General features: G+C 52.1%; 12 protein-coding genes. 11 read left to right on the top strand and 1 reads right to left on the bottom strand.

Annotated features, from left to right (window positions below; all coding sequences use genetic code 11):
- Window positions 1-4: 4 nt before the first annotated feature.
- Entirely contained in the window at window positions 5-190 is a 186-nt protein-coding gene (locus FF011L_RS16340) for an SPFH domain-containing protein (protein WP_145352686.1), read from the top strand.
- A gap of 466 nt (window positions 191-656) precedes the next feature.
- Here FF011L_RS16340 and FF011L_RS16335 read toward each other — a convergent pair whose 3' ends face one another.
- Window positions 657-995, bottom strand: coding sequence for a DNA polymerase beta superfamily protein (locus tag FF011L_RS16335; protein ID WP_145352685.1), 339 nt, complete (start codon window positions 993-995; stop codon window positions 657-659).
- Between the two features lie 160 nt (window positions 996-1,155).
- Between FF011L_RS16335 and FF011L_RS16330 the strand changes: the two genes are divergently transcribed.
- The 10 genes from FF011L_RS16330 to FF011L_RS26400 all read left to right on the top strand — a co-directional run bounded on the left by FF011L_RS16330 (window position 1,156) and on the right by FF011L_RS26400 (window position 11,325).
- Window positions 1,156-1,737 carry a hypothetical protein gene (locus FF011L_RS16330; protein ID WP_246109454.1) on the top strand — a complete coding sequence of 194 codons (582 nt, stop codon included), beginning with the start codon at window positions 1,156-1,158 and terminating at the stop codon, window positions 1,735-1,737.
- 1,103 nt (window positions 1,738-2,840) lie between these two features.
- Entirely contained in the window at window positions 2,841-4,610 is a 1,770-nt protein-coding gene (locus FF011L_RS16325; protein ID WP_218932680.1) for a sensor histidine kinase, read from the top strand.
- Entirely contained in the window at window positions 4,607-5,233 is a 627-nt protein-coding gene (locus FF011L_RS16320) for a response regulator transcription factor (protein ID WP_145352683.1), read from the top strand. Before FF011L_RS16325 ends, FF011L_RS16320 begins: the two co-directional genes overlap by 4 nt.
- Before the next feature lie 139 nt (window positions 5,234-5,372).
- On the top strand, window positions 5,373-5,771 hold the full coding sequence (locus FF011L_RS16315; RefSeq protein WP_261342570.1) for a response regulator transcription factor: 399 nt from the start codon (window positions 5,373-5,375) through the stop codon (window positions 5,769-5,771).
- 111 nt (window positions 5,772-5,882) lie between these two features.
- A complete protein-coding gene (locus FF011L_RS16310; protein ID WP_391560940.1) occupies window positions 5,883-7,427 on the top strand; it encodes an arylsulfatase in 1,545 nt (514 codons plus the stop codon).
- A gap of 110 nt (window positions 7,428-7,537) precedes the next feature.
- Window positions 7,538-8,530, top strand: a complete 993-nt coding sequence (locus FF011L_RS16305) for an HAD family hydrolase (protein WP_246109921.1) — start codon at window positions 7,538-7,540, stop codon at window positions 8,528-8,530.
- 445 nt (window positions 8,531-8,975) lie between these two features.
- Window positions 8,976-9,113: a hypothetical protein gene (locus tag FF011L_RS27245; RefSeq protein WP_218932678.1), complete on the top strand. Its 138-nt coding sequence runs from the start codon at window positions 8,976-8,978 to the stop codon at window positions 9,111-9,113.
- Between the two features lie 59 nt (window positions 9,114-9,172).
- The gene (locus FF011L_RS16295; protein WP_145352679.1) at window positions 9,173-9,385 is read left to right on the top strand and encodes a hypothetical protein; all 213 of its coding nucleotides are present in this window, start codon (window positions 9,173-9,175) and stop codon (window positions 9,383-9,385) included.
- Between the two features lie 119 nt (window positions 9,386-9,504).
- Entirely contained in the window at window positions 9,505-11,028 is a 1,524-nt protein-coding gene (locus tag FF011L_RS16290) for a right-handed parallel beta-helix repeat-containing protein (protein ID WP_246109453.1), read from the top strand.
- Between the two features lie 48 nt (window positions 11,029-11,076).
- On the top strand, window positions 11,077-11,325 hold the full coding sequence (locus tag FF011L_RS26400) for a hypothetical protein (RefSeq protein ID WP_218933248.1): 249 nt from the start codon (window positions 11,077-11,079) through the stop codon (window positions 11,323-11,325).
- The last annotated feature ends 61 nt before the right edge of the window (window positions 11,326-11,386 follow it).

The raw sequence follows: 11,386 nt of genomic DNA, 5'->3' as shown, positions 1-11,386 counted from the left end.
ACATGTGATTCTACCAGATAAGATCCAGGTATTCATCCTTACGGACGTAATGGAGTCTGAGAATGACTACGGTGTTGCGATTCGTCGAGCTGACGTGAAGGAATTGATCTTCCCAGGAAACCTGCAGGAGATCATGAACCGAGTGTTGGCGGCGGAGCAACAAAGCCAAGCCCAGTTGGTGGTGGCTTGAACGTGACCGGAAGTCGAGCAGATCGAGTTGGAATCATGCGACAAGATGCTGAAGCGAACGCAGAAGCATTTCGATTACGAGAGCAAGCAGAAGCTGAGTGGTTACGAGCAAAGGTGGACGCGGAAATGCAAGCCTACGGACCTTCCAAGAAAACCGAGATAAGTTGATGCCTTTGGTGGATGACTGTCCCGATCGTCAGTAGCTCGATAGTCTCATCGGGTCAATACACACGCGTCCAGCCTTCAGGCGTCGTTCGTTCATCATCGAGATAGATTTTTATTCTGTTTCGCCCCAAATGAACTTGTCGCCTTACAGTTCCGACTCACTGTCTCAGCGGTAGGCAACCAATTTACCGCCCTTGACAACGTATTGGTCTGTGCATGCGACATTCGGCGCCAGCGGCGTCGGGGTGCCTACTAAGCAACCCAACTTCAATGGCACAGCGAGCGAACCGACAGATTCGCGTTTACTTGCCAAGGCGCAGACGAACGAGCAGGTCGTTCGGCGCCGGTCTTGCTGATGGCAGGTCGGGGAGCTTGCTCTCATCGTATGCGGCTTCCAATTCAGCGGTCAATTGTTCGTACTGCGCCGTGTGAAAATCGAGGTCAGCCGAGTTGAACGTTCCCTTCTCGGGGCGGTTTCGCTTTTGGACAATCAAGTCTTCGAGAAATGGTAGCTTTGCGGTTTCGTTGAGCTTGACAAGGTTGGCTTCGACTTCGCCGGTGCGCATCAGATGGATGCCGGTCAACAGGACGCGATAAACGAACAGCAGCGGGTGATGATGCACGCTGACGTTCTGCATCATCTTGTCGTAGCCGATTATCAGGGTAGTGGATCTTGTTAAAGATCCTTTGTGGCTGTGGGATTCGGTATGATGATGGGATCTTTAACAAGATCCACTACGGGAATTGTATGATGGTGGGATCTTTAACTACGGGAATTGTCGGTATTTCGGGAGGCTGGAGATGTCGAAACGGGATCATTTGAAGCGACTGTCGCCAGAGCATTATCGTGGATTTGCGATGGTCCATTGGTCACTGACCATTCGCGAACGAAAGACTGGTTGGTTGACACCTCCGTTTTACTATCGCTTTCGTGAATTGTTGGCACATGCAATGTTCCGCTATGGGATCGCTTGCCCGATGTTTTGCTTGATGACGGACCACTTTCATATGCTTTGGATGGGATTGTTCGATGGCTCGGATCAACTGCTGGCGATGAAGCATTTTCGCAAGTCGGTGAATGAGTCATTGAAACGAATTGAGTTTGGTTTGCAGGATCAAGCTTATGATCATGTTCTTAAGGAATCTGAACGGAGCGAGGATTCGTTTCGGGAAGTTTGTGATTACATCGCTCGCAATCCAGAGCGAGCGGGGTTGGTTCCGGACGATGGATATGCGACTTACCCGTTTACGGGCGTCGTGGTCCCTGGGTATCCGCAGCTTCGGCCATTTGAAGCGAGCTTTTGGGATGAATTTGATCGAACGGTTTCGTATTTGAGGAAGAAAGGTTTAATGCGGTTTGAGATGGCTAGTCGGTCTTGTTAATGATTTTGAGGGTGGATGTTGTGGAATGAGGATCTTTAACAAGATCCACTACGATCAGTAGATGAGGGATCTTTAACAAGATCCACTACGATCAGTGCGAGAGATTGCCGTGATGCTGTGTAGGATCGGATTTATGGTCCGTCAGCGGATTCGCTTATGGGCATGACCAACGTAATATTATGCCTTACCTTTTCGTAGGATTTACCACCCTCTTCGCCGGGCGTCGAAAATTCGACACTGCTTCGCAACATCAGTTGTCCTGTTGATGGAGGCTCCGATTTGATACGGCGTTTTTTGTATCTGGACACAAACCAACATCAAGCTTGATGAAACCGACGCGCCCCGATAGGTTCGGAACAAAGCGAGGCAACACCGCCAAGCCACGACCAAACACCAACCCAATGAAATCATGGGGCGAATAAGCCGATGTCCGAACGACTCTTCAAGCTCCCAAACCATCACGCCGCACCCTGCGGCGCCCCACCGATCGCGGGCGGCGATGAATCGCAACATGTCTAGCCGCATTCTGAAACGGATCGTCGTCGCATCGCCACGCGGGCTAGCTCTCTGAACTGCGTAAGCAGGCGTCCCCTGGCGGCCCGATAATACTGGGGTATTGGATAAAACCAGCGGATTTACGGTCCAGACCACGCCGTGCAGACGAATTTTGCTCCGATCTTTTGGGGTTCTTGGGAACTGATTTTTTGTGACGAGTGTGACTGGTGAGGGATTAAACTCAACTAATCCAGCTGAATCAGCGAAAACCGACGAGTGCTCCCCAGAGTTCCAAGTCGACGGTAGGCGTGAATAACGAAATGCACACTAAGGCGAAGTTAGGAACCTTACTCCTCAAGAAACGGAACTCGAATTTGACTTCCGTGAACGTGTGAATCCTTGTCCTGAAATTGAGACTCCCTAGGCACCGAATGATACATCCAAAGGAATTGAGCAAATATCGTGGTTTCCTACTTCACGCCTGGAGCAAGTTTAGATGGGGGGGCAGTTCGTGGGGCATCGTTGTTGCTATTGTCCTAAGTTCGCCTATCACCGTAGATGCCGCCGAGACCAAAAGTGTCTTGATCCTGTATTCGAACGAGAGTTTCTTGCCAGCAAACATCTCGCTCGGCAACGCTATGGTCGACCAAATGCGTCAAGGCTATCCCGATCGCATCGAATTTTATAGCGAGTTTCTCGATCTTGTACGGTTTCCTGGAGATAGTCATCTTTCGCGGACGGCGGACATGCTCCGGGAAAAATACAAAGGTCGAGACTTCGACCTTGTTATCTCGGCGGGACCTCAAGCTCTCAATCTTCTGGCCGACCGGCGACACGCCCTATTTCCCGATGTTCCGGTCGTCTTTACGGGTGTTCGCGAGGAAAGTGCCAGCTGGGGTGAGCTGAATCGTGCAACTGGGATCTTGATGAAGCTTGATCCATTGCCGACGTTAGAGTTGGCGATGAAATTGCAACCTCAAACGCGACGAGTCGTTGTTGTCTCCGGAGCTTCGGATTTTGATCGCGCGTGGGACGATTTAGCGAGAGAACGATTTCGCAATCACGAATCTCGGCTTGAATTTACTTATCTCTCAGGCTTGCCAATGCAAACGCTTTTGGAGCGTTTGCGTGACCTCCCGTCTGATGCGGTGGTGATCTTTTTAACGTTCTTCACCGACGGGGAGGGAGAATACTTCCTTTCCGCCGATGCGGCGAAATTAGTGGCGAACGCGTCCGCTGTCCCTGTCTATGGAACCTACGACACTTATATGGGAACGGGGATTGTTGGCGGATGCATGGATACGTTCGAGGAAGTCGGTCGGGAGACGGGAGATTTAGCTCTGCGAATTTTGGCGGGCGAAAAGCCTGAAAACATCGCGCCCTATTTTCCAGGCAAGGATTTGTCAATCGTCGATTGTCGCCAATTGGCCCGCTGGGGATTAAGTGAAGATCGCCTCCCAGCGCGAAGCGATATGCGGTTCCGCCAAAGTTCGCTATGGAAAGAACACCGCAGCTCGGTGCTAACAGCAACTTTCGTCTTGGCACTTCAAGCCGCGCTGCTGATCGGTCTGTTATTCGAAAGAAGAAATCGCATCCTGGCAGAATTGGAAGCCGATGAGACGCGAAGAGAGCTGACGCACGCATCACGACTTGCTACCGTCGGCGAACTGACGGCGTCGATTGCGCACGAGATTCATCAGCCTCTTGGTGCTATTTTAAGCAATGCGGACGCCGCAGAGATGCTGATCGATTCTTCGCCTGAATCGATGGATGAACTGCGGCAAATTTTGGTAGACATTCGCCAGGACGATTTACGCGCCTGCGAGGTCATTGAGCGACTGCGAGCCTTGATGCGAAATCGCGAGCTGGAATTGCAAGCTATTGAACCGAATGAATTGATCGAAAACGTGATACGACTTATCCACCGTGAGGCGAAGCGGCGTGACGTTGCCGTCCACACGGAACTCGCTCCTGGCGGGCCGCTAGTCATCGCGGACAAAGTGCACTTACAGCAGGTGCTACTCAATCTATTATTGAATGGTATGGAAGCAATGTCAGAATTGAACCAGCCGAAGAAGCTGTTTGTGCAGACTCAACTTCAGGGCGACAATTTGGAATTCTTGGTCCAAGATTCTGGGCCTGGGATTCCAACGGAAAGGCGTTCTCGCTTGTTCGATCCTTTCTTCACAACCAAGAAGGAGGGCATGGGGTTAGGGCTTTCAATTGCTCGAACGCTAGTGGAAGCTCACGAAGGTCGCATCTGGGTTGACGATAACTGCCACATCGGATTGGGTGTACGGTTCACTGTTCCGCTCGCGCAAAAGTCATTAAACGAAACGAGTCCGTTCGCATGTGTCTCTCAGGAGCAAACCGGATGACGTTACCGAACCCGACAGTCCATGTTGTTGATGATGACGATTCTTTCCGTAAATCGATAGTCCGTTTGCTGCGCGCGGCCGGTTACGAAGTCTGCGAGCATGCTTCTGCGGCCGAGTTCTTACTCTCGCGGGCAAGTCACACACATGGTTGCGTTGTACTGGATATTCGCATGCCCGGTCTCAACGGACTCGAACTTCAAAAGGGGCTTAACGACTTCGATAATGCGCTTCCCATTATCTTTCTTACCGGACACGGTGACATTCAAATGAGCGTGCGAGCAATCAAGGCGGGAGCGATCGATTTTCTGACGAAGCCGGTCAAGCGGGATTCGCTGTTGTCTGCCGTTCGCAATGCAATCTCAAGTGACGCATTGAACCGGGTAAACTATGAAAGCCTGAAGCTCCGGCGTGCTCGGTTCCAGAAGTTAACAGAAAGGGAAGTCTCCGTTTTTCTACTCGTAGTCGATGGAAAGCTCAACAAAAATATCGCCTCAGAACTCGGTATCTCAGAACGCACCGTCAAATCGCACCGAGCCAATCTGATGGAAAAGCTTCAAGTCACTTCGCTAGCCGGTCTTATCGCGTCGGCCGTCCAGCTCAATCTGCCGATCCCAAAAAACTGATTCGGGACGGCGGATGCATGTGAACGTTTGGCCACTTGCACCAAAGGGCAGTTGAAATTGCCCCTAGGGACAATTGCAATCGTCATCAACTCGCTCAGACTGTTCGGGTAATAGCCTTGACACAAGCTGGAGCATTTTAATGCCGAGCGACCTACTCGAAATCGTCGTTGTTGAAGACGATCCCAGTATGCGTCGAGCCATTGAACGAATGCTGCGAGTAGGTGGTTTCAGGCCAATCGTGTTCGGTTCGGCAGAAGCCTCTATTGAAGCGGGCGTTTTGTTAACTGCAGACTGCTTGATTCTCGACATTCAATTGCCGGGCATGTCGGGACTTGACCTGTTTGAATACTCCTTGCCCGATGGAGATTCGCCGCCGACCATTTTTATTACGTCATTTGATAACTCCGCATTTCGCGACAGGGCCGGAAGGCTGGGTGCGAGCAGTTATCATCAAAAACCATTCCTTGGACGAGATCTGCTTGATGCTGTCAAGCAAGCCTTGCAGGCTCCTCGTGAAAATTGCAGGCTCGGCGAATAGACCTTCTTCACTTACAAATTTTGCCTTTTCACCCGGAGAATTTAGATGATTCGAATTCGTCCTCTACTATCGTTCTTCCTTGCATGTAGCGTAGGCATCGCCTGTTCTACCATGGCTCATGGCCAGTCAACCGACTCCAAGAAGCCCAACATCCTCGTTATTTGGGGAGATGACATCGGAGTCTGGAACATCAGCCACATGAACCGTGGCATGATGGGCTACAAGACTCCCAACATCGACCGCATCGCCAAGGAAGGTATTAGTTTCACCGACTACTACGGTCAGCAATCCTGCACGGCGGGTCGCGCGGCCTTCCTCAATGGCAGCGTGCCGGTCCGTACCGGCATGACCAAGGTCGGCCTGCCTGCAGCTCCGCAAGGTTGGCAGGAGACGGACGTCACTTTCGCCGCCGTCCTCAAGGGCCAAGGCTACGCCACCGGCCAGTTCGGCAAGAACCACCAAGGCGACAGAGACGAGCATCTGCCGACCAACCATGGCTTCGACGAGTTCATGGGCAATCTCTACCACCTGAATGCAGAAGAGGAGCCGGAGGACCGCGACTATCCAGCCGATATGGAGCTTGCCGACGGCTCGACTTTCCGCAAGAAGTTCGGTCCCCGCGGTGTGATCAAGGCCACCGCTGACGGCAAGATTGAGGATACCGGGCCGCTGACCAAGAAGCGGATGGAAACCGTCGACGAGGAAACTCTCGCCGCCGCCAAAGATTTCATCCAGCGCCAACACGAAGCTGGCAAGCCTTGGATGTGCTGGTGGAATGGAACCCGGATGCACTTCCGCACCCACGTCAAGGAAGAGCACACCGGCCTCGCAGGCAAAACGGGAGATGAGTACCACGACGGCATGGTCGAACACGACATCCATGTCGGAGAATTGCTCGATCTGATCGATGAGCTTGGCATCGCGGACGACACGATCGTCCAGTACTCCACCGATAACGGGGTCCACTACAACACTTGGCCGGATGCGGGGACGACTCCCTTCCACGGTGAGAAAAACTCCAACTGGGAAGGTGCCTTCCGCGTTCCCTGTTACGTCCGCTGGCCCGGCAAATGGCCCGCCGGCGCGACCGTCAATGGCATCGTCTCGCACGAGGACTGGCTTCCCACTTTCGCCGCCGCAGCGGGCAATCCGGACATCAAGGAGCAGCTGCGCGAGGGAGTTGAGTTGATCGGTCGAGAGTACAAGAATTACATCGACGGCTACAACATGCTCGACTACCTCAAGAAGGCTGGAACTTTTGAGACCATCGACGAAGATATCGAGGCATCCCCCCGCCAAGAGTTCATCTATACGACCGACGGCGGTGAAGTGTGCGCCATCCGCGTCAAGGACTGGAAAGCTACGTACCTAGAGAACCGGGCCGATCGCCTGCAGATCTGGCGGGAACCCTTTATCAAGTTGCGGACGCCGCATTTATACAATCTGCGTCGCGACCCCTTCGAGAAGGCTCAGGCCGGTTCGAACACCTACGAGGACTGGTATATGGACAAGGTTTACCTGCTGGCGCCGATGCAGGTCGTCGCGTCCAAGTTCCTCATGACCATGAAAGATTATCCGCCTAGTCAGACGCCTGGCGACTGGAGTCTCTCAACGCTTGAAGAGCAGATCAAGGACATGAATCCGGGCGGCAAGTGATCGGATTGAATCATCTGGCGGGCGCCTCCTGAGGGGCGCCCGCCATTTTCTAGTTCTAGGCTGAATATCGAAAAAGTAGAAGAAAAACTGTGAAGAACCACCCCTTTTCGCTGTTGATTGTTTTCGTAATAGCCAGCTTGGCAGCCCGCACGCGTGCCGCCGACCCCTTGCCGTCGTGGAACGACACCGCGGCCAAGCAATCAGTCATCGCGTTCGTTGAAAAAGTGACCGCGAAGGACTCGCCCGACTATGTAGCCCCCGTTGACCGGATCGCCACTTTCGACAACGACGGCACACTCTGGGCCGAGCAACCGGTCTATGTTCAATTGTTGTTTACGCTTGATCGCTTGAGGGAAATTGCTCCGCAGCATCCAGAGTGGCGAAATCAAGAGCCCTTTGCCTCAGTATTGAAGGGAGATCTTAAAGCTGCTGCTGCTGGTGGCGAGAAGGCAATCGCCGAACTTGTCATGGCGACCCATGCTGGCATGACAACGGCGGAGTTTGAAAAAATTGTTGTCGACTGGATCGCTACTGCTAGGCATCCCCAAACAGATAAACTGTATACGGAGATGGTCTATCAACCGATGCTTGAATTGATCGATTATCTAAAAGCAAAAGAATTCAAGGTCTTTATTGTTTCCGGCGGCGGAATCGAATTCATGCGTCCATGGACTCAGCGCGTGTATGGCATACCACCCGAGCAAGTCATCGGCAGTAGTATCAAGACCAAATACGAATTGCGTGATGGAAAACCTTCTCTCGTTCGCCTGCCCGCCTTGAACTTTTTCGACGATAAAGAAGGGAAGCCCGTCGCCATCAACCATCACATAGGCCGTCGCCCCATTGCGGCGTTTGGTAATTCCGATGGGGACTATCAAATGCTTGAGTGGACAACAAGTGGCGAGGGTTTACGCTTTGCCCTCGTCGTTCATCATACGGATGCTGATCGCGAGTACGCGTATGACCGCACATCCAAAATCGGTCAACTCTCGAAAGGGCTGGATGATGCGAAGTCCAAGGGATGGATTGTGGCGGACATGAAAAAGGATTGGAATCGAGTATGGATCGACAATGCTTTGGATACAAACACATCCGACAAGTAGTCGCTGCATGGCTCAACGTCGCCACACGGAAATGTATCGCTCGATTAATCTGAACACTAATCAGAACGCAACGTTCATTCGAACGCCCAAGATGTAAGCGTCATCGATTTGCTGACATGCTTGATCAAGGCAAGAAAAACCCAAACGACATCTGGGTCCGGTTGGTATCGGCCCGACTGATGTCCGCTTCATGCTGATGGTCCGACTTCTTCGGCCGTATGCTCCCTGGTATGTTCCGCAGAAGTATTTTCACCAGTCTGGCAAGGAGAAGCGGGGGCTGTCGTCTTACATTCCCAACGACTTCGACGATCTTTGGAAGGCAGCGTTGGGCGTGTTCAACGAGGGCTGTTCAAGAACGGAATGGGCAATCCAAAAAAATCAGTGGCGGAATAATATTCATGCCTATAGGGCCAGCATCACGCTTGCCGATTCTTAGATTGGAGAGGTGTTGGATGCTCTGGATGCCAGTCCGTATCGTGATAATACAATCGTGATTCTCTGGTCGGATCACAGGTATCACCTGGGCGATAAAAAACCTTTTCAGAAGCACACCCTGTGGAATCGCTCCGGGTTGGCCCATTGATTCTCAAGGTGCCGAAATCCGCGGATAGCAGTGTAAAGACTGGAGCGTGGGATCAGGTGGTGAGCCTGACTGATTTCTATCCAACGTTGTTGGATCGTTGCGGACTTCCTCCCAATGACGATGTGGTCGGTAGTAGCCTCAAACCGTTGTTGGATAATCCTTCCGAACCTTGGGAATACCCGGCTTTCACCTTCAAGGAGGACGACCACAAATCCGTGCAGTTTGGCTTTCCCCGTTATATCGAATATGATGACGGGTCGATGGACCTCTAAGACTATCGAAAGAATCCCAATGAGTGGACAAACCTTGCGGAGAAACCTGAACAGAGACAGGTCCTTCAGCGGCTGAAGGCTATGTTCACCGAATATAAAACGTTCGACAAGAAATTCCCGTGAGTGATGCAATCATGAAATGCTCTAAATTTACACTAGGGTTGTTGCTGCTCATTCCAGCTGTGTGCCTTGCGGAAGACTATCGCGTGGACACGCAGAAGAAGTTCGATGAGATCCGCACCATTGAATTGCAGCCGGGCGATACGATATCGCTGAAACGAGGGATGACGTTTACCGGGATGTTGGCTCCGCGAGGAAATGGTTCCGAAGACGCACCGGTTCGAATCGGCGCGTATGGTGATGGCAACCGGCCGGTGATCCATGCCAAGGGGAACCACCTGGCCGGCGTGATGCTTAAGAATCCTTCCTATTGGGAGGTGGATAGTCTGGAGGTCACCAATACCGACGGCTCGGATCAGGATCAGGGCAATCTCTTTGGTATCTATGTGCTGGTTGAGAGAGTGGAAGGAACCTACCGACATGTCCATATCAACGACTGTTATGTCCACAATGTAAATGGGATGGTTGCCGGCAAGGGGCGCGGGGGTATCCATGTACACATGAAAAAGGTCAAGAATTCAAAGTTCGATGACCTGCGAATAACCAACAATCGGGTGGAAAACATTGGCGGCGTGGGGATCGGCAACAACTCCACTTGCGCTAAAGTCAACCTCCAGAAGGACGGGTATCAGGCAATAAATCTTTGGACCAGAGTCTACGTGGCCGGCAATCGAGTCGATACCACAGGGCGCAACAATGTGATTGCGCGAGCTAGCAAAGATGCGATTTATGAGCGCAACATCCTTGCCAATAGCAGCCGTCGCGATACAGGACACAGCATTTTTTGTTTCAACACAGATGGCATTAAGATCCAGTACAACGAAGCCTATGGCAATGTAGGGGACACTGACAACAAAGATGGCGGCGGCGAATCGGATCGCGGTGGGTTCGATGCCGACTACAACTGTATCAACACCTACATCCAATATAACTACAGTCACGATAATCTGTGGTTCTGCGGCATCATGAAGAAGCCGACGAGAAATGTTGTCATTCGTTACAACATCAGCCAGAACGACAAGCACGGCATTTACTTTTACGGATTTGATAGAAGGAAACAGGCGGAGAATGTGCACATCTACAACAACACGCACTATGTTCGAAAGGGATTGGACGTAGAGGTTTTTGCAGAAGGGCGAACTCCGATAAATTCAACCTTTGAAAACAACATTTTCTTTTTTGAAGGGAATGGTCAGTGGGGGCCCAATGCGACAGGCATTAACACCGTGTTCCGCAACAACGTGTACCACAACATTGAACCGCATCCTTCAGAAACCCAGGCGATTGTGGACGATCCCGAGTTTGAACGACCAGGAAAAGCCGGTTTCCTTATCGATCTGATGACGTTAAATGAACTCCGTGGGTATCAATTAAGATCCGGCTCTCCGTGCGTCGATGCCGGGGTTGTGATCGAGAATTCGGGGGGGAAGGATTTAGTGCGAACACCTATTGATACCGGCGGCACCGATATCGGAGCTTTCGAATTTCAGAAAACAGCGTCGAGTATTGGGAAAGGGCAATAGCAGTCTGCTGCGGTTGTCTGCGGGAGGAGTCACCCAGGGCAGACAACTTTGAGTGACGGTCGGTGGCATCACGTCACGGCCGTCGCGATCCATGGAAAACATGGCACCTCCATCCTTTTCGACGTGGCTGGAATTCTCGAGAAGACGGATCGAGGCGGTATTGCGGATCTTCAAACAGAAACCGAGCACAATGTGTGCAAGACGATCCGCATGGGGCGGCATCCGTTTGAAGATAAAAAGCTAGTGCGGGGCTACCAACCCGACCGTGACGACGAGTACGTCGACATCAATCAATAGCTCCGTGAAATGTACCCCGACTTGATCGGCGACGTGATGGCACGCTTGGACGCGGCGGGCG

Source organism: Roseimaritima multifibrata (genome assembly GCF_007741495.1).
Lineage (GTDB): Bacteria > Planctomycetota > Planctomycetia > Pirellulales > Pirellulaceae > Roseimaritima > Roseimaritima multifibrata.
This window is presented reverse-complemented; position numbering and strand designations above follow the sequence as displayed.